Annotated in this window: 11 protein-coding genes; 8 read left to right on the top strand and 3 right to left on the bottom strand. The window is 44.6% G+C overall.

All coding sequences use genetic code 11. The features are described 5' to 3' along the window. Nucleotides 1–36 precede the first annotated feature (36 nt). Nucleotides 37–2,655, top strand: a complete 2,619-nt coding sequence (gene alaS, locus G7Y45_RS06955; protein WP_005775468.1) for an alanine--tRNA ligase — start codon at nt 37–39, stop codon at nt 2,653–2,655. A gap of 183 nt (nt 2,656–2,838) precedes the next feature. Here the strand turns inward: alaS and G7Y45_RS06950 are convergent, their stop codons facing one another. From G7Y45_RS06950 to G7Y45_RS06940, 3 genes are all read right to left on the bottom strand, one after another. Continuing rightward, nucleotides 2,839–3,384 (bottom strand): hypothetical protein, encoded by a 546-nt coding sequence (locus G7Y45_RS06950; protein WP_206265691.1) that lies wholly within the window; start codon nt 3,382–3,384, stop codon nt 2,839–2,841. Between the two features lie 348 nt (nt 3,385–3,732). Continuing rightward, on the bottom strand, nt 3,733–4,854 hold the full coding sequence (locus G7Y45_RS06945) for an ISAs1-like element ISBf9 family transposase (RefSeq protein ID WP_065739790.1): 1,122 nt from the start codon (nt 4,852–4,854) through the stop codon (nt 3,733–3,735). Nucleotides 4,855–5,609: 755 nt separating this feature from the next. Beyond that, nucleotides 5,610–6,464: an AraC family transcriptional regulator gene (locus tag G7Y45_RS06940; RefSeq protein WP_005810447.1), complete on the bottom strand. Its 855-nt coding sequence runs from the start codon at nt 6,462–6,464 to the stop codon at nt 5,610–5,612. Nucleotides 6,465–6,613: 149 nt separating this feature from the next. Between G7Y45_RS06940 and G7Y45_RS06935 the strand changes: the two genes are divergently transcribed. The 7 genes from G7Y45_RS06935 (at nt 6,614) to G7Y45_RS06905 (ending at nt 20,781) form a co-directional block, all read left to right on the top strand. Then, entirely contained in the window at nt 6,614–7,807 is a 1,194-nt protein-coding gene (locus tag G7Y45_RS06935; protein ID WP_122296794.1) for a multidrug effflux MFS transporter, read from the top strand. Nucleotides 7,808–8,308: 501 nt separating this feature from the next. Continuing rightward, on the top strand, nt 8,309–10,510 hold the full coding sequence (locus G7Y45_RS06930) for a GH92 family glycosyl hydrolase (protein WP_032537226.1): 2,202 nt from the start codon (nt 8,309–8,311) through the stop codon (nt 10,508–10,510). Nucleotides 10,511–10,525: 15 nt separating this feature from the next. Continuing rightward, nucleotides 10,526–11,080: an RNA polymerase sigma-70 factor gene (locus G7Y45_RS06925; protein ID WP_005775460.1), complete on the top strand. Its 555-nt coding sequence runs from the start codon at nt 10,526–10,528 to the stop codon at nt 11,078–11,080. A gap of 52 nt (nt 11,081–11,132) precedes the next feature. Continuing rightward, complete coding sequence (locus G7Y45_RS06920) at nt 11,133–12,131, top strand: FecR family protein (RefSeq protein WP_022011427.1); 999 nt, start codon at nt 11,133–11,135, stop codon at nt 12,129–12,131. Nucleotides 12,132–12,160: 29 nt separating this feature from the next. Then, nucleotides 12,161–14,428 carry a GH92 family glycosyl hydrolase gene (locus G7Y45_RS06915; RefSeq protein WP_165017456.1) on the top strand — a complete coding sequence of 756 codons (2,268 nt, stop codon included), beginning with the start codon at nt 12,161–12,163 and terminating at the stop codon, nt 14,426–14,428. Nucleotides 14,429–14,764: 336 nt separating this feature from the next. Then, complete coding sequence (locus G7Y45_RS06910) at nt 14,765–17,035, top strand: GH92 family glycosyl hydrolase (RefSeq protein WP_165017453.1); 2,271 nt, start codon at nt 14,765–14,767, stop codon at nt 17,033–17,035. Between the two features lie 329 nt (nt 17,036–17,364). After that, the gene (locus G7Y45_RS06905) at nt 17,365–20,781 is read left to right on the top strand and encodes a SusC/RagA family TonB-linked outer membrane protein (protein WP_032529915.1); all 3,417 of its coding nucleotides are present in this window, start codon (nt 17,365–17,367) and stop codon (nt 20,779–20,781) included. Nucleotides 20,782–20,794: the final 13 nt, after the last annotated feature.

Raw genomic sequence — 20,794 nt, 5'->3', positions numbered from 1 at the left:
TCAGAATATTAACCTCAACAATAGATATATAGAAGTATGTTGACTGCAAAAGAAACCAGAGATTCGTTTAAGAATTTCTTCGAGTCAAAAGGACATCAGATTGTTCCTTCGGCTCCGATGGTGATTAAAGATGACCCTACCCTGATGTTTACCAATGCAGGGATGAACCAGTTTAAAGATATTATTTTGGGTAACCACCCGGCGAAATACCACAGAGTCGCGGACTCGCAAAAATGTCTTCGCGTAAGCGGAAAGCACAATGACCTTGAAGAAGTGGGACACGATACGTATCATCACACCATGTTCGAAATGCTGGGTAACTGGTCATTCGGCGATTATTTCAAGAAAGAAGCCATCAGCTGGGCATGGGAATATCTGGTAGATGTATTGAAGCTGAACCCGGAACACCTGTATGCCACGGTGTTCGAAGGAAGCCCCGAAGAAGGGCTGGAACGTGATAACGAAGCAGCTTCCATCTGGGAACAATTCCTTCCCAAAGACCATATCATCAACGGCAACAAGCATGATAACTTTTGGGAAATGGGTGATACAGGCCCCTGCGGTCCTTGCTCGGAGATCCACATCGACCTCCGCCCGGCTGAAGAACGTGCTAAGATTTCAGGACGCGATTTGGTGAACCATGATCATCCCCAGGTAATAGAAATCTGGAACCTCGTATTCATGCAATACAACCGCAAGGCCGACAGCAGCCTCGAACCGCTACCGGCAAAAGTTATCGATACCGGTATGGGATTCGAACGTCTTTGCATGGCTTTGCAAGGTAAAACATCCAATTACGACACTGACGTATTCCAGCCACTGATCAAATCAATCGCTCAAATGGCGGGAACAGAATATGGCAAGAATGAACAGAACGACATCGCTATGCGTGTGATTGCCGACCATATCCGTACTATCGCTTTCTCAATCACCGACGGACAATTGCCGTCGAATGCCAAAGCCGGTTATGTGATTCGTCGTATCCTCCGCCGTGCCGTTCGCTACGGATATACATTCCTTGGACAGAAACAAGCGTTTATGTACAAATTGCTTCCGGTTCTGATTGACAGCATGGGTGATGCTTATCCGGAACTGATTGCTCAAAAAGAGTTGATCGAAAAGGTTATCAAAGAAGAAGAAGAATCATTCCTACGCACTTTGGAAACCGGTATCCGCTTGCTCGACAAAACCATGGCGGACACAAAAGCCACCGGAAAAACAGAAATCAGTGGCAAAGACGCCTTTACGCTGTATGATACGTTTGGTTTCCCGCTCGATCTGACAGAACTGATTCTGCGTGAAAACGGCATGACAGTGAACACAGTGGAATTCGACGCCGAAATGCAACAGCAAAAACAACGTGCACGCAACGCCGCTGCCATTGAAACAGGCGACTGGATTATTTTGAAAGAAGGCACAACAGAATTCGTAGGGTATGACTATACAGAATATGAAACCTCTATTCTGCGTTATCGCCAGGTGAAACAGAAAAATCAGACTCTGTACCAAATCGTATTAGATTATACCCCGTTCTATGCAGAAAGCGGTGGTCAGGTAGGTGACACCGGTGTATTGGTAAGTGAGTTCGAAACTATTGAAGTGATCGACACTAAAAAAGAAAACAATCTCCCGATACACATAACAAAAAAACTTCCCGAACATCCGGAGGCTCCGATGATGGCTTGTGTAAACACCGACAAACGTGCAGCTTGTGCAGCCAATCACTCTGCCACTCACTTACTGGACGAAGCACTCCGTGAAGTATTGGGAGAGCATGTTGAACAGAAAGGCTCCTTGGTAACTCCGGATTCTCTGCGCTTCGACTTCTCTCACTTCCAGAAAGTAACGGACGAAGAACTCCGCAAAGTGGAGCATCTGGTAAACGCTAAGATACGTGCCAATGTTCCATTGCAGGAACATCGCAACATCCCTATCGAAGAAGCTAAAGAACTGGGGGCAATCGCCCTGTTCGGTGAGAAGTATGGTGACCACGTACGTGTTATCCAGTTCGGCTCATCCATTGAATTCTGTGGAGGTACTCACGTTGCTGCTACCGGAAACATCGGTATGGTAAAAATTATCTCTGAGAGTTCAGTAGCCGCCGGCGTACGCCGTATCGAAGCATATACCGGAGCCCGCGTAGAAGAAATGCTGGATACGATCCAGGATACTTTGAACGATTTGAAAGCTCTTTTCAACAATGCTCCCGACCTTGGCGTAGCCATTCGTAAGTATATCGATGAAAACGCAGGGCTGAAAAAACAGGTGGAAGACTTTATGAAAGAGAAAGAAGCCGCCGTCAAAGAACGCCTGCTGAAGAATGTACAAGAGATTAACGGCATAAAAGTCATTAAGTTCTGCCTGCCGATGCCCGCGGAAGTAGTGAAAAACATCGCTTTCCAACTCCGTGGCGAAATTACAGAGAACCTGTTCTTTGTAGCCGGAACAGTTGATGCCAACAAGCCAATGCTGACGGTCATGATCAGCGATAATCTGGTTGCAGGCGGATTGAAAGCAGGTAATCTGGTAAAAGAAGCTGCCAAACTGATTCAAGGTGGCGGTGGCGGTCAACCTCACTTTGCGACAGCCGGCGGTAAGAATCCGGACGGACTGAACGCTGCTGTTGAAAAGGTACTGGAACTGGCAGGTATCTAAAAGTCCCGACTCTCCACGAGAAGGGAACCACGCTGTCCGAAAGTTGCCATATAAAGCTGGAAGTCAGATCAAACCTCATAGTCTCCCGAGTAAAGAGCCCGGTATTGTGCCGGGCTCTTTCTATTTCATTCCCCCTTCATCGGACGCAAATATCATAAACTCACTTTATCCAATGGCAAAGCATTATTTACCTACTTCATAAGTATATATCTTATATGGCTCCTGTGTATTCAATGCATACAACCGACCGTCGGGAGAGACAGTAAAATTATCATAGATTTTATCAAATAAAAATCTCTTTTTCAGTTTTCCCTCCCAATCCCATACTTGCAATTCCGGTATTGCTCCTTCACTATATATTACTTTCTCAGTAACTCCTTGATAAAAAAGAACGTAAATTGCATCATCAGTAGCCACAGTCTTGCGCCAATAAGGATACACACTTTGTTCCCTGAACTTTTCATACGTATTATGTCTGTCCGGAATATCCTGCAACCTGATTTCCTGCAACAGCTCTCCCTTTATACTATACTTCCGTATAAGATTATGATACAAATAAAAATCCAATATAACCTTCTTTCCCATTTTTCCCGCTGTAAACTTATAATCGAATTTCGCTTGCTCCATCTTCTCTAAATTCGTAGAAGGATAATCTCCAAAAGGGGTAAATTCCCCTTTAGAATATATGAAATGCTCTTTACCCGAAGCTCCGTCCGTTTTGCCGCTCATGATATAATGCCCATGATCCAATCGAACCAGCTGATTTATTGCATCCGAAACGGCTATCGGAATATTATTTAGTATACAAATGCCCCTGTTTTCAATCTTGATTTCTCGTTCTATATCAGAATCTAAGATAAAGAAACTGGAATCGGAGCTTGTAAAGTAATCAGCGCGGGGACGAATCAGCTATAAATCACCTTTTTCCCGAAATTAGTTTTTCATAGTCCTGTTACTATGGTTGCAATAATAGCAAGAATAACCCGGAAAAGCAAGAATTACCTTTTTTATTCTACTCTCACTACACGGCTCTTTCATCAGGGCGGACGCTCAATAAGTATAACATCTTATCATTTTCTATATTTTTTCAATACCAATGACTTTATCTCTTATTTTCTCATCCCATCCACATGCTTTCCTTTTTCCTGCCATTCCCAGTTTGATGTCACTCTGTTTCAATAGCATGAGTGCTAACTTTGATATGGCAGAAAAGTTGATAGCTGCATTTCCTGTTTTCCTGTCATCATCTTCTCTGAATCCTATATCAAGTACCCAATGTAGGTTATTTTCAACCTCCCAGTGTGATCTAATCGATTTGAGTATGATAATCGGGTCAGGTTCCAATGATGATATATAATACCTTGTTTCCATGACAGCCTCTTTATCCCCCATTTTTCTAATAGAATTTATCATTGCCAATGTCTTGATTCCCGTCCAGCCTTTGAGAAAATACTGAAGATTTTTAGCGCTTATGCATACACATTCTCTGTATTCACTTCTTCCATGCCCTTTGTTTTCCTCAAAGTACCTTTTTGCGTGACATAAATAGTATCTCGATTCCTCACTAAGATTAAACTCTATTATATCCCTGAGTGCTTCGTGATTATCTTTGGCACATAAAATATAGTCAGCCTTGTTCTCTATTATTAGTTTAGTGATTGATTTCTGACAGCCGATAGCATCAATGGTTATGATACAATTCTCAAGATCCAGTGTCTTTATCAGCTCGGGGATAGCTTTTATTTCATTCGATTTTTCTTCTACTTTTCTTTGCCCAAGGCAAATACCCTTAGATACAGACCAGGCACTGACCATGTAGAGTTTACTTCTCACTCCATTTTTTGAGTTACTACTTTTATCGGGATTATCACAAATGGCTTTTCCATCAATAGCTACCACTCCGGGGATTCTACGGCAGATGTCATCAACCCACAACCTGAAACATTCTTCAAACCAATCGATATCCAATATGGAGAAGAAACGGCTCAAGGTATCATGAGAAGGAATAGAAACCAAGCCCGGAAGACGAGCCTTGAAATATGATTCATGTGTTTTTCCGAATGTTTCTATTTCGTTCCACGTATCAGCACCGCAGATAACAGCGACTAGGGCGATGAACACTATTTCGTTAGACTGATATATTTTATTCTTATCATCTCTTACATCAGGAATAATAGCTGAAAATGCTTGAATGGTCATATTGCGATATGGATTTAATATAGTAAAAAACAAATGTAATGAATTATATTACACACAGACAAAAGGAGCAGGAAATATTGAAAAATACAGGGAAGGGACTACATATTTAGGAAATAATACAACCCTAATAAGATGTTATACTTATTGAGCGTCCGCCCTGTCTTTCATTTACCCCGCCTTCTTCTCATACAAAAAACACGTTTCGATCTTCCATCTTCCACCTTTTAGAATGCATATCGTTGATTGTGAGATGTATAGATTGATGGAAGATGCGGTTTTTATACCATTTATCTTCCACCCCCATCTTCCATCTTCCACCCGCTGTTTTAGGGGAAATTTCAGTAGTAACTGTTTGGAAAACAAATGAATACATCCAATTTCTTATCCGTTTATCTCTCTAAAAGCATTTCATTTCCCTTACTCTCTTTAGTGCAAATGGTCGGATCTTTATCTCAGCCCGGGTATGCGGGCTCATCGGCCCGGATATACGGGCTCATCAGCCCGGGCATGTGGGCTCATCAGCCCAGGTATGCGGGATGGGATAAAGAGTTGTATGATAATGGTTAATCTGCTGGATTTCTTCGGTAATAGTCGGCCGGATTCTTTCTTAAAAAAGAAACAACGAAGCACTGCTTCCGCATCGCTGTGTGCGAATGGAAGGTTTTGTGGGGGGGGCAAGGGAGGAAGACGGTTGTTAAATGAAAGAGCCATGCTCCCACTATTACAATAACGGAGAAGAGTGGGCAGACTCAGCCTCATCCGAGATTCTTTATCGCCCGAAATTCTTTTGGAGAGATACCTGTATTCTTCTTAAAGAAATGTGTCAAATAGGATTGATCCGGAAAATGCAGTTGCTCAGCTATCTCTGTTACAGATAGACGGGGTTCATTCAACAGTACCTTTATTTCAGCCACCAACTGTTCATCAATAAGCTGCTTGGGTTTCTTTCCATCTAAATGCCGAACTGTAATTTTATGCAGGTAACGAGACGATATACAAAGTTTTCCGGCATAAAAAGCGACCTGATGTTCATGCATACTATATTCGCGGATCAATTGCATAAACCGGTGGCAGAGTAATTGAGTACGGCTATATTGCTTGCTGACAGCCAACTTTTCCGGAATCGTATTAAACAGCCACATGAGCAAACTTTGCAAAAAATTGTGCTCTTGTTGTCCTCTGAACTGCGGCATCGGTTCGGTAAACAACATTTGTGCCATATCCATCCACAAATTGATCTGGCGCCAAGTCTTCTGACTTCGTTCGTCAGCAGTATGACGGTAACAGGGATGTTCGTGAGTATAATTAAAGTAGGGTGTATCAATAGGTAACATGGCATTTAGAAATGCTTCTTTAGGAAACATCAACATTTTCACCTGCAAATCCTCGGAAGCTTCAAGCACTTGTAGCAGGCTACCGGTCAGGAAGATCAGTTCTGTCTGTTCATTAAATATATATTTCTGCACACCGGTAGAGACAATGGCTTCCCCCCGCGTACAAATCAGATAGATACCACACCGGAAATGATATGGAGTCGATATCAAAGAAGTCAGATCGGTCTCTTCATATCGGATCGTTTTCGTATCGGCAAGCAATTGGTCTGTTTTCATAAAAGTCTGTTTTAGGCAACAAATGTAGGTTTATTTTTTGTATTCGGACTATTTTGTTCTGAAAACAACATATTTTGTACAGATTAGCCTACGTCCGGTTCCTAACAAATGAAGTAATTTTGCGACTGTATTGATCAAAGAGAATAGCAATGACTGACAGACAGAATTCCAGACGGTTCTTATTATTATTTTTAGGTGTATTAAGTGCCTTCGGTCCTTTTATAATGGATATGTATTTGCCTACCCTGCCGGCTATGGCAGATTTTTTCCAGACTTCATCTTCCATGGTACAATTAGGACTCACAACCAGTATGATTGGTTTGGCTGCCGGACAATTAATCTTCGGTCCCCTGAGTGACAAGTACGGACGGCGTTCTCCATTACTTCTGGCTATGATTCTGTTCCTGCTCGCTACGCTGGGATGTATCTTTTCACACACCATTTCACTATTTGTGCTATCCCGATTCTTACAAGGCATTGCCGGAGCAGGTGGTGTCGTGATTTCCCGCTCCATAGCTACCGACGAGTATTCGGGACACCAACTGGCCGGTATGCTCGCCATTATCGGGGGAATAAATGGAATTGCTACAGTCGTTGCCCCCATCGGAGGAGGTATTCTGGCCCAGATAACAGGCTGGCAAGGCATCTTTATCTGCTTATTCCTTATGGGAGTGGCTCTCCTATCCGGAAGTCTGCACCTGAATGAGTCGCTTCCGACAGAACACAGACAGGCTGTGAGTTGGCAAGCCCTATACCATCGTTTTGGGGAAGTCCTCCGCAACCGCCATTATGTAGGCTACGTCCTGCAATATGGCTTTACCATGGGAATTTTGTTTGCCAATATCTCTTCTGCACCATTCATCATGCAGCAACACTACGGACTCTCTCCCCTATCGTTCAGCCTCTGCTTTGGAATCAATGCGATAGCAATGGTTATCTCTTCAGCAATATCGATAAAATTGCCTACTATGGAACGGGCTTTATATATAGGAAGCCGGGGCATGTTGTTAGTATCTGCGCTGTCAATGGTGCTCTTGCCTCTGGGTTGTGATTTTTGGATCTACGAGTTATTGATCTTCGCTCTACTCTCCATGATTGGCATGACTTTTACGGCATCCAACACGTTAGCCATGGAGTGTGAGCGACGGAATGCAGGCATTGCTTCGGCACTTTTGGGAGCCACCGGGTTTGCATTCGGAGGTATCGTATCGCCCCTGGTAAGCTTAGGAGATATGATGACCTCTACCGGAATATTGTTTTTAGCAGGTTCTGTTTGTACCTATGCGTGCACGCGATATGTATTGTCACGATCCGCTCATCCCTCCGGACTGCTATATCATTGAAAGCTTTCACATTCAAATATCTTTTCCTGACAAACGTCAAAAGGAAGTTCCAAATCCAATACGACTTACAGAAGATAAAGTCGCAGCATAGCATAAATTACAATTCACCTATAAACAGACCTTTAACTGCCCAAATATTAGTTAAAAGCAAAAGGTCCTTCCTTTAAAACCAATGCCCCTTCGGTTTTAAACCAATGATTCCCTTCCTTTAAACCACCTATAGGAACTCTGCACAAATCACACTTATACATTCGATCGCCCAGGGGGAAGAAGTACTTTATCTATACATATCTATTTTCAAAACACAAAGAAGAGATAACCGAAACGGAAAATGTATTGTCTACACTCAGCAGTTTAGAATAGCAGTCCTCCTACCCCGTAATAACGAGCCGAAAAACAAAAAGACGAATCAATCCACACACAAGTTCTTTCGTTTTACATTTATATTCTCTACCTTTGTACACTGAATCAATCAATTACTAAAATTCTAACCCAAGCCGCATGAAAGCATTTTTTCATTTATCATTTATTCTTTTATTCGTATTTACAGCCTGTACGTCTGCCCCCAAGCAGACAACCACTGATTACACACAATATGTAAACCCATTTATCGGAACAGACTTCACCGGTAACACATATCCCGGAGCGCAAGCACCTTTCGGCATGGTTCAGCTTAGTCCGGACAACGGACTGCCCGGCTGGGACCGCATTTCAGGATATTTCTATCCCGACAGCACAATTGCCGGGTTCAGCCATACTCACCTTTCGGGTACGGGAGCCGGAGACTTATATGACATTTCGTTTATGCCTGTCACCTTGCCCTACAAAGAAGCAGAAGCTCCGTTGGGCGTCTACTCCAAATTTTCCCATCAGGACGAAAGCGCCACGGCAGGATATTATCAGGTACTGCTGAAAGATTATGGAATCAATGTAGAATTGACAGCCACCGAACGGTGTGGCATTCAGCGTTACACTTTTCCCGAAGCGAAAGCCGCTATCTTCCTCAACCTGAAAAAGGCTATGAACTGGGACTTCACCAACGACTCTCACATAGAAGTAATAGATTCGGTGACTATTCAGGGATATCGCTTTTCCGACGGATGGGCACGAAATCAACACGTATACTTCCGCACCCGCTTCTCCAAGCCTTTTGCTGCCGTACAGATGGATACTACCGCCATTATGAAAGACGGTAAACGAATAGGTACCGCTACTGTAGCCCGTTTCGACTTTGACACGGAAGACGGTGAACAGATTCTTGTCAATACAGCACTGTCAGGCGTAAGCATGGAAGGTGCCGCCAAGAACCTGACAGCTGAAGTGCCTGAAAATGATTTTGAAAAATACCGTGAGGCTGCCCGTGACAACTGGAATAGGCAGCTCTCTAAAATAGAAATCAAAGGTGACAACAAAGACGACCGGGTAAACTTCTACACTGCGATGTACCACAGTATGCTTGCCCCCACCATCTACAGCGATGTGGACGGTGCTTACTACGGACCGGATAAAAAGATACATCAAGCAAACGGATGGGTGAACTACAGCACTTTCTCACTGTGGGATACATATCGTGCCGCACATCCTCTGTTCACATATACCGAACCGGAACGAGTGAACGACATGGTGAAATCATTTCTTGCATTCTACGAACAGAACGGGCGTTTACCGGTCTGGAACTTTTATGGAAGTGAAACCGACATGATGATCGGTTATCATGCTGTTCCCGTAATTGTGGATGCTTATTTAAAAGGTATAGGCAATTTCGATCCCGAAAAAGCACTGGAAGCCTGTGTAGTTACCGCCAATCTGGACAACTATCGCGGAATAGGCGCTTACAAAAAACTGGGCTATGTCCCCTTCAATGAAAAAGACAGTTATAATGCCGAAAACTGGTCATTGTCTAAAACACTGGAATATGCCTACGATGATCACTGCATAGCTCGTATGGCAGAAAAACTGGGAAAGAAAGAGATTGCGGACGAATTTTATAAGCGGTCGCAGAATTATCGTAATGTGTATAACCCTGCCACCTCGTTTATGCAGCCACGTGATGACAAAGGAGAATTCCAGAAAGGCTTTGAAGCAGACGCTTATACTCCTCACATCTGTGAAAGCAACGGCTGGCAATACTTCTGGTCAGTACAACACGATGTAGACGGACTGATCAGCCTGGTCGGAGGAAAAGAACGCTTTACCCAAAAGCTGGACAGCATGTTCACCTTCCATCCCTCGGCTGATGACGAACTTCCTCTGTTCAGCACCGGAATGATCGGACAATACGCACACGGCAATGAACCCAGCCACCACGTCATCTACTTATACAATGCAGTAGGTCAGCCTTGGAAGACTCAGGAGTATGTAGCCAAAGTGATGAACGAACTTTACCAGAACACTCCTGCCGGACTTTGTGGTAATGAAGACTGCGGACAAATGTCTGCCTGGTATGTATTCAGCGCTATGGGATTCTATCCCGTCGATCCGATAAGCGGTAAATATGAGATAGGCACTCCCCTTTTCCCGGAAATACAAATGCACCTCGGCAACGGAAAAACATTCACTGTCAAAGCTCCCGCAGTCAACAAGGAAAACATTTATATCCTGTCAACCAAGTTGAATGGGAAGCCCTATGATAAGAGTTATATTACACATGAACAGATCATGAGTGGTGCAATCCTTGAATTTGAGATGGGAAAAAAGAGGTAATATGTAGCTAAAAAGATGGACGATACATTTGACATAACCTACAAAGCACTGTTTCGCAAATACTATCCGAACCTGATATTCTACGCCACCCGCTTGGTGGGTGACGAAGAAGCAGAAGACGTGGTTCAAGACGTATTTGTGGAACTGTGGAGACGAAAAGACTCCATGGTGATAGGTGACCAAATCCAGGCCTTCCTTTACCGGGCGGTATATACCCGGGCGCTGAATGTGCTGAAACATCGCAGTATAGAGGATGGATACTGCGCCGCTGTGGAAGAAATCAACCAGAAACGGGCTGAATTCTACCAACCGGACAACAACGAAGTTATTCGGCGAATAGAAGACCGTGAATTGCGGAACGAAATCTACGAAGCCATCAATGAACTGCCGGACAAATGTAAGGAGGTATTCAAACTGAGCTACCTGCACGAAATGAAAAATAAAGAGATAGCTGACGTAATGGGAGTATCTTTACGCACGGTAGAAGCCCACATGTACAAGGCGCTGAAGTTCTTACGCAGCCGTCTTAGCCATTTATGGCTTTTATTCCTATTATTTTTTATCAAATAGATAAGTGTTTTTAAAGAATTAGTTGTTTCTATTATATAATGAAAAAGAAAAGATGAATAATCTGAGCGAAGAAATATTGATGAGATATCTGACGGGCGAATGTTCTGACGAAGATTTTGCCAGAGTAAACGCTTGGATCAAGGAATCAGATGACAATGCCCGCCGACTTTTCCGGATGGAGGAGATATATCATTTGGGCAGACACGACAGCTTCCCGGATCAGAAAAGAACAGCCCGGGCAGAAGCACGACTATGCAAAAAGCTGGCTCAGGAGGAGGCACATAGCCGCAAGGTTATCAGAATGCACCAATGGATGCGATATGCAGCCATCATCGTACTGGCTTTGATGGTCGGTGCCGGAGGCGGATATTTATATTACCAGGCTGACCCCACCCGGGATATGATAACAGCTTCATCTACGGACGGAAAAGTGAAGGAAATAGTACTGCCCGATGGCAGTAAGGTATGGCTGAATCAGTCGGCAACACTGAGGTATCCACGAGAGTTCTCCAATACCGAAAGAGATGTATTCCTTGACGGAGAAGCCTACTTTGAGGTCACTAAAAACCGCCAATGTCCTTTCATCGTAAAAAGTGAAGCGATGCGCATCAAAGTATTGGGCACGACTTTCAACTTCAAGTGTGACAAAAGCCACAAACTGGCGGAAGCGACATTAATCGAAGGAGAAATAGAGGTTAAAGGCAACAATGAGGAAGGAATGATCATCCTTTCGCCGGGACAAAAAGCCGAACTGAATAAAACAACCCGCCGACTGGTAGTGAAGCAGGTAGATGCCAAACTGGATGCCGTATGGCACAATGACCTGATTCCGTTTGAACAAGCCGACATCTTTGCCATCACCCGGACACTGGAACGTTTTTATGATGTGAAGATCATTCTCTCACCCGATATAAAGTCAGACAAAACTTATTCGGGTGTACTGAAAAAGAAAGATAATATAGAGTCTGTACTCCAATCACTGGACAACTCTATACCAATCAGTTATAAGATCGTGGGAGATAATATTTTTATTTCTTCACGTAACAAGTAAACAACTAATTAAAATAAACATATAGTACCATGAGATTTAGAACATTCCTGGCGGGATGTTTAGGAGGCTTATTGTCTCTGAACTCCTGCACAAACTCGCCGGACATGACTGATTATGCAGCCTATGTCAACCCATTTATCGGTACCGGCGGACACGGCCACACTTTTCCGGGCGCTATCCTGCCCCATGGCATGATTTCACCCAGCCCGGACACCCGTATAGATGGGTGGGACGCTTGTTCGGGCTATTACTATGCAGACTCTACCATCAACGGATTTTCACACACCCACCTGAGCGGAACCGGTTGTTGTGACTATGGGGATGTGCTGCTGATGCCTACGGTAGGCGAACAGAAATATCTCCCAACAGGTTCACAGAGCCAGAAGATGGCTTATGCTTCCAGTTTTTCACACCAGAACGAGACTGCCGAACCGGGCTATTACTCCGTTTTCCTGGACACCTATCAGGTAAAGGCCGAACTAACTGCAACCAAACGGGCAGCCATCCACAGATACACTTTCCCGGAAAGTAGAGAAGCCGGATTCATCCTCGATTTTGACTATAGCCTGCAACGACAGACCAATAAAGAGATGGAGATAGAAGTCATCAGCCCTACCGAAATTTGTGGACGAAAGAAAACAATGTACTGGGCCTTCGACCAATACATCAACTTTTATGCAAAATTCTCAAAACCTTTCACTTACACACTGGTAACCGACTCGATGGCGCTTGACGAAGGAGGTAAATTACTGCCGACCTGCAAAGTACTGCTACACTTTAACACGGCAAAAGACGAACAAGTATTTGTAAAAGTCGGAATATCCGCCGTGGATATAGAAGGCGCACGCAAAAATGTGGAAGCAGAAATACCCGATTGGGACTTTGACGGAGTACGTAAGGAAGCACGCAAAGCATGGAACAAAACTTTGTCGAAGATAGATATCACCACGAATGACAAGGATGATAAGACCATTTTCTACACCGCACTTTATCACACTGCCGTCAGCCCAAACCTGTTTACAGATGTAGACGGACGCTATCTGGGCATGGACCTACAAGTACATCAAGGTGACACGCTTAATCCGATGTATACCATCTTCTCACTGTGGGATACTTTCCGTGCACTTCATCCGTTGATGACCATTATCGATCCGGACCTGAACAATGACTTTATACGTTCTCTGATCAAAAAGCAACAGGAAGGTGGGATTTTCCCGATGTGGGACATGGCTTCCAATTATACCGGTACAATGATTGGCTACCATGCTGTTCCTGTTATTGTAGATGCGTATATGAAAGGTGACCGCAACTTCGATATTCAGGAGGCTTATCGTGCGTGTGTGCGTGCGGCTGAATATGATACGACAGGAATCAAATGTCCTGCCCTGGTGCTGCCTCACTTGATGCCGAAAGCAAAATATTATAAAAACTCGATCGGTTACGTGCCATGCGACCGCGAAAACGAATCGGTTGCCAAAGCATTAGAATATGCTTATGATGACTGGTGCATTTCAATCTTTGCCGATGCACTGAATGACTATGACACCCGGGATAAATATGCCCGCTTTGCGAAAGCTTATGAATTCTACTTCGACCCGGAAACCCGGTTTATGCGGGGACTGGACAGTAAGGGGGAATGGCGCACTCCGTTCAACCCACGTTCATCTACTCACCGCAACGACGACTATTGCGAAGGAACTGCCTGGCAGTGGACCTGGTTTGTCCCCCACGATATCGAAGGTTTGGTGAAACTGATGGGAGGTGAAGATGCCTTTGTCGGCAAACTGGATTCTCTGTTTACCGCCGACTCCTCACTGGAGGGCGAAACGATCTCTTCGGATATCAGCGGACTGATCGGCCAATATGCACATGGAAATGAACCAAGCCATCACGTGATTCACATGTACAACTACGTGAACCGCCCATGGCGAACTCAGGAATTGGTAGACAGTGTATACCGCAGTCAATATGCCAATACCGTAGACGGACTATCGGGTAATGAAGATTGCGGCCAAATGTCCGCTTGGTATGTACTGAACTCCATGGGATTCTATCAGGTATGTCCCGGTAAACCGGTTTATTCCATAGGACGCCCTGCATTTGACAAAGCTGTGGTCAATCTGCCTGATGGAAAGAAATTTATAGTAATAGCCAAGAATAACTCTAAAAAGAATAAGTATATCAAAAGCATGAAGCTGAACGGGGAACCGCTGGAAAAGCCTTTCTTCACACATGATGACATTGTGGCGGGAAGTACACTGGAAATTGAGATGACAGATCGGCGACCGCAACCCTAATCTCTCTCAGGAAGAGGGAACAGAGAGGGTGTGTCAAAACTCACCACAGAGGACACAGAGTAGCACAGAGGTGATTTAAGTTACTGATTATTAGCAAAAAGCTCTGCGATACTCTGTGTTACTCCGTGGTAAAAAGAGTTTTAACACAGCCCCATGTAATCATAGTAGATAGAAATTACATAATATTCATTTAATAAAAAAGGTCCGGAGCTATATCAAAAGCCTTTTCACCACAGGGTCGCACGGAGTGTTCATATGAATCATCCATGACTTTGCGTTTGCTCTGTGTCTTCTGTGGCAAGATTTGACACGTCTCCGAGACCTCTTATTCACACCATGAAAAAAATTCTTTTGACCGCTTGCCTTGTAGCTTGCTCATTGATGGCTAAGGCCAAAGACTGGACCCAATATGTTAACCCCTTGATGGGAACACAGTCCTCTTTCGAGTTATCAACCGGGAACACCTATCCCGCCATTGCCCGCCCGTGGGGAATGAATTTCTGGACACCACAAACCGGTAAGATGGGAGACGGATGGCAATATACGTACACAGCCAACAAAATCAAGGGATTCAAACAAACCCATCAACCCAGTCCTTGGATCAACGATTACGGACAGTTCTCCATCATGCCCATAACAGGCAAACCGGAGTTTGACGAAGAAAAACGTGCCAGTTGGTTCAGTCACAAAGGCGAGATTGCCACTCCGGCCTATTATAAAGTATACTTGGCCGAACATGATGTCGTGACCGAAATGACCCCGACGGAGCGTGCAGTCCTGTTCCGCTTCACTTTTCCCGAAAACGAGCATTCGTACGTTGTTGTAGATGCTTTCGACAAGGGTTCTTACGTAAAAGTAATTCCGGAAGAAAATAAAATCATCGGCTATACCACCCGTAACAGTGGCGGAGTACCCGAGAACTTCAAAAATTACTTTGTCATCGAGTTCGATAAGCCTTTCTCTTACAAAGGCACTTTCGCTGATAAAAAACTGGAAGAAGGCAGTCTGGAACAGAAAGCCGATCATACCGGAGCTGTCATCGGTTTCCGCACCCGGAAAGGCGAAATCGTACATGCCCGCATAGCCTCTTCGTTCATCAGTTTCGAACAAGCGACTCAGAATCTGCAAGAGTTAGGCAACGACTCCTTTGAACAACTGGTACAGAAAGGGAATGATGCCTGGAATCATGTATTGGGCAAAATAGAAGTAGAAGGCGGCAATCTGGATCAGTACCGTACATTCTACTCCTGTCTTTACCGTTCTCTCCTGTTTCCCCGTAAATTCTATGAACTGACAGCGGACGGTCAACCGATTCATTATAGTCCCTACAACGGTCAGGTGCTTCCCGGATATATGTACACCGATACCGGATTTTGGGATACATTCCGTTGCTTGTTCCCATTCCTGAACCTGATGTATCCTTCGGTAAACAAAGAGATACAGGAGGGACTCATCAACACGTACAAAGAAAGCGGCTTCTTCCCGGAATGGGCAAGTCCCGGACATAGAGGCTGCATGGTTGGCAATAATTCGGCATCAGTATTGGCAGATGCTTATCTGAAAGGAGTGAAGGTAGATGATGTGAAGACCCTGTACGAGGGATTGATTCACGGTACGAAAAACGTGCATCCGGAGGTCTCTTCTACCGGACGTCTGGGCTATCAATATTACAACAAACTGGGGTATGTCCCTTATGATGTGAAAATCAATGAGAACACCGCCCGTACATTGGAGTATGCCTATGATGACTGGTGTATCTATCAATTGGGTAAAGCATTGAACCGCCCCCAAAAAGAAATCGAACAGTTTGCCAAACGTGCCATGAATTACCGGAATGTATTCGACAAAGAAAGCAAACTGATGCGTGGCCGCAATGAAAACGGACAGTTCCAGTCACCGTTCTCTCCGCTGAAATGGGGTGATGCTTTTACAGAAGGCAACAGTTGGCATTATTCCTGGTCGGTATTTCATGACCCGCAAGGCCTGATCGATCTGATGGGAGGTAAAAAGATGTTTATCACAATGCTCGATTCCGTATTTGCCGTTCCGCCGGTGTTCGATGACAGTTATTACGGACAGGTGATTCATGAGATTCGTGAAATGACAGTAATGAATATGGGCAACTATGCGCATGGCAACCAACCGATACAACACATGATTTACCTGTATAACTATGCCGGACAACCTTGGAAAGCACAATACTGGCTTCGTCAGGTGATGGACCGCATGTATACTCCGGGACCTGACGGCTATTGTGGTGACGAGGACAACGGACAGACGTCTGCCTGGTACGTATTCTCCGCACTCGGATTTTATCCCGTATGTCCGGGTACAGACGAGTATGTCTTAGGAGCTCCCCTTTTTAAAAAGGCAACTCTGCATTTTGAGAACGGCAATAACCTCGTGATAGATGCACCGGATAACAGTAAAGAAAACCTGTACATTGAATCGCTCCGTATGAATGGAAAGGAATCATCACGGAACTATTTGAAGCACGACGATTTGCTGAAAGGTGGAATCCTCGAGTTCAAGATGGGATCACAGCCTAATCTCAACAGAGGTATTAGCGAAGAAGACGCTCCGTATTCATTCTCAAAAGAGAAATAAGCAACTCCACTTGTCTTAGAGGCAGTCGATCCACCTCCATTTAAATGGTGGATCGACTCAACCCAATGGGAATGCCCCTACTCATTAGGCTGAATATCCTCCTACTCATTAAACTGAGTCGCCCCATCCCATAATAAAGGAGAGAAAAGCACCCTTCGAAAGTCCCTCCTAAATAAATCTCAAAAAAGTCAGCAACTGAAGTAAGTGTTTCTTTCGGGATACTTGTTTTATTAACATCAAGGGCACAAAAGCCACTTGATTTATATTATAAATACCATGCTTAAACCTTGTATGTTTTTAAAGTTAACTAATTAATTTAATTATAGTCAATGAAAAACAAAACTCTGTTTCAAAGACCCAAGCTGCTCAAAGCATCGCTGGTTATTCTTTTGGCTGCTGCTCCTATTCAGTGGTCATTCGCACAATTCACATTTTCGACTCCCCGCACTACATTGGGGCAAGTGATCAAGACAGTGCAATCCCAATCTAAGTATCAATTCTTTTATGACGATCAATCGTCGAACATGCCGATTGAGAATCTGGAAGTAAAGAATGTAAGTCTGGAACAACTGCTGAACGCTGCACTTAAAGGCAAAAACCTGACATACAAAATCGAAGATAACATTGTTTATCTGTCTCAGGCTGCCAAACAGCAGGATCCGGCACAAACCCCGGTCAAACGGCAGGTCAGCGGTACGGTTGTAGATGCCAACGGCGAAGCACTGATCGGTGTAAACGTATCCGTAAAAGGTACCAGCACAGGAGCCATTACCGATTTGGAAGGTAAATACACCCTGACGGTCAACGATCCGAAAGCTGAAATCGTATTCTCCTATATCGGATACAAACAACAAGTACTGCCCGCAAAGGAAAGCATCCTGAACGTAACCATGAGTGAAGATACCCAGATGATCAGTGAAGTGGTTGTGACGGCTTTAGGTATCAAACGTGAAAAGAAAATGTTGGGATACGCCGTACAGGAAATCAAAGGTGACCAACTGAACCAGACCGGAGACCCTTCGGTTACCAGTGCATTGCAAGGTAAAGTAGCCGGTCTGCAAATGAACACGGCCGGTACAGGTCTTGGCGGTTCTACCAAGATCACGATTCGTGGTAACTCGTCTCTGGCTGACAACAACCAACCACTCTGGATTGTAGACGGTGTGCCGTTTAGCGATAACAATAACTCGGATGCTACTTACTACGGCGGTGTTGACCGCGGTGGTTCTTCCGTCGATATCAACCCCGAAGACATCGAATCGATTTCTGTACTGAAAGGTCCGAATGCCGCCGCTCTTTACGGTTCACGTGCCGGTAACGGTGTTATCTTGGTTACTACTAAGAAAGGCAGCAAGAAAGACGGTTTCGGAGTGCGCTATAGCGGTAACTTCACTTGGAGTCAAGTAGCCGAAACCCTCGAGATGCAGGATCGCTATGGACAGGGACACATTGTGACCCAGGATGAGAACAAGAATCCGCTGTCTCAATATTACGCGAAATACGATCCGACAGACTCCTCAAGCTGGGGACCGGTATTGGACGGAAGCATGCAGAAAGCCTGGAACGGCGACACATACGCTTTCTCCAAATACGGAAACAAACTGAAAGATTATTTTGATACCGGCTTCGCACAGAACCACAATGTATCTGTAAGTAACGTTACAGACAAATCACATTTCCGCGCTTCTTTTGGTAGTTCAAACAACAAAGGCGTATTCCCGAACGAAAAACTGAACCGAATCAACCTTGACCTGAATGCCGGAATGGAAATGAACAAGTATCTTTCTATGGATGGAAAGATTTCACTTTCACGCACCAAAGCAGAAGACCGCCCCTATTTCGGTACATACGGAGCCATCGCTCAATTGATGGGTATTCCTAACAATATCCGTCTGGACGATCTGAAACAATACTCCACAGCCGACAATGCACACGTGAACTGGACAGGTCCTACTGCCGGTATCCGCAATCCTTATTACGTTCTGAACCAACGCCACAACTCTGACGAACGTTGGAGAGCCTTCGGTTACTATGGAATGAAAATCAACTTTACCGACTGGTTGCACCTATCCGCCAAGTATGCATTCGACTATTATCGTACCCGAATCGAAGAAACTAATGCGGGTGACGGTATCAACGGCGAAAGCAGTATCAAAGATATCACAGACGATGAAATGAACCGTGAAGAACAGAACTTCTTCGAATCGAACGCGGAAATTGTATTGATGGGTGACAAACAATTGACGGACAATTTCCGTCTGGGCTTCACTGTAGGCGGTAACTTCATGTACCAGAACTACGAGTCACTGAATGCCGGTGTACGCAATATGCTTGATAAAGGGCAGTGGATTTTCAATGCAGCCAATATGCTGAACACAGCGGGAGAAACGGGCCATGAACGTGCTACTAACTCTGTCTTCGGATCTCTGCAACTCTCCTGGAAAGAGTATCTGTCACTGGACCTGACTGCCCGCAACGACTGGTCGTCCACACTACCAAAGAAGAACAACTCTTTCTTCTATCCGTCTGCCAATTTGAGTTTCGTCGTGTCTGATTTTGTCCGTTCGCTGGACAAGACATTACCAAGCTGGTTAACTTTTGCCAAAGTACGTCTGTCGGCAGCACAAGTAGGTAAAGATACAGATCCGTATCAACTGTATAACACCTACGGATTCAAGTTCGAAAAGGGTGAACTGATCCCAAGCAAATCGAACGTGAAGATGAATGACCAACTGAAACCGGAAATCTCTTCATCCTACGAAGCAGGTCTGGATATGAAGTTCCTCAACAACCGTCTGGGATTTGACTTTACCTATTATTACAGCCGTACGAAAAACCAGATCATGAAAGTGCCTGCCGCAGCTCCTTGGAGTGGCGGGAAATGGGTAAATGCAGGTTTAATTACCAACAAAGGTTTCGAAATGATGATTTACTCGACACCGGTACAACTGAAAGACTTCTCTTTCGACTTAAATGTCAATCTGGCCAAAAACGTATCGAACGTAGAGAAACTGGCTGAAGGTGTAGATTACATCTATTTCAACGGTGACTCTAACTTCCCGATCAACGTAGGTGCACGTCCGGGTCATAAACTGGGTGAGATTTATGCTAAGACCCTTTACAAACGTGACGAACAGGGCAACATCATCATCAACAAAGAAAACGGTCTGCCTATGACTACTACTGACGCTGACGAACGCCTGGCAAAACCCATCGGAAATATCCAACCCAACTTGCTGATGTCCGTATCTCCGTCATTCACCTACAAAGGCTTTACACTATCGGCCATGTTCGATATGAAATTCGGCGGTGACATCATCTCTATTTCTGAAATGAACGCTACAGGCTCAGGTATGGCCAAACGTACCATGAATCGTGGTGAAAGCGACAACTTCATGATGATATTCCCCGGAGTATATGAAGACGGAACGCCGAATACCCAAAAGATTTCAGCTTCCAACTATTACGGTGCTTTGAACGCGGAAGACTTTATCTATGACGCTTCTTTCATCAAACTGAAAGAATTGGCTATCGGCTATACGTTCCCTAAAAGCATGTTGAAAAAGACACCGATCAACTCGCTGAATGTATCATTCGTGGCACGCAACCTGGCTTATCTGTTGAAACACACTCCGGGAACAAGTCCTGAAGGTGGTTACGATACGACCATGTTCTCACAGGCCATCGACTTTATGGCCGTACCTTATACCCGTACATTCGGATTCTCAGTTAACCTTGGTTTCTAATTTTATAAATAAA

Origin of the sequence: Bacteroides sp. ZJ-18 (genome assembly GCF_011038705.2) — a bacterium.
GTDB lineage: Bacteria > Bacteroidota > Bacteroidia > Bacteroidales > Bacteroidaceae > Bacteroides > Bacteroides hominis.
Note: the sequence above shows the minus strand (reverse complement) of the source record. Positions and strands in the feature narration are given on the sequence as shown.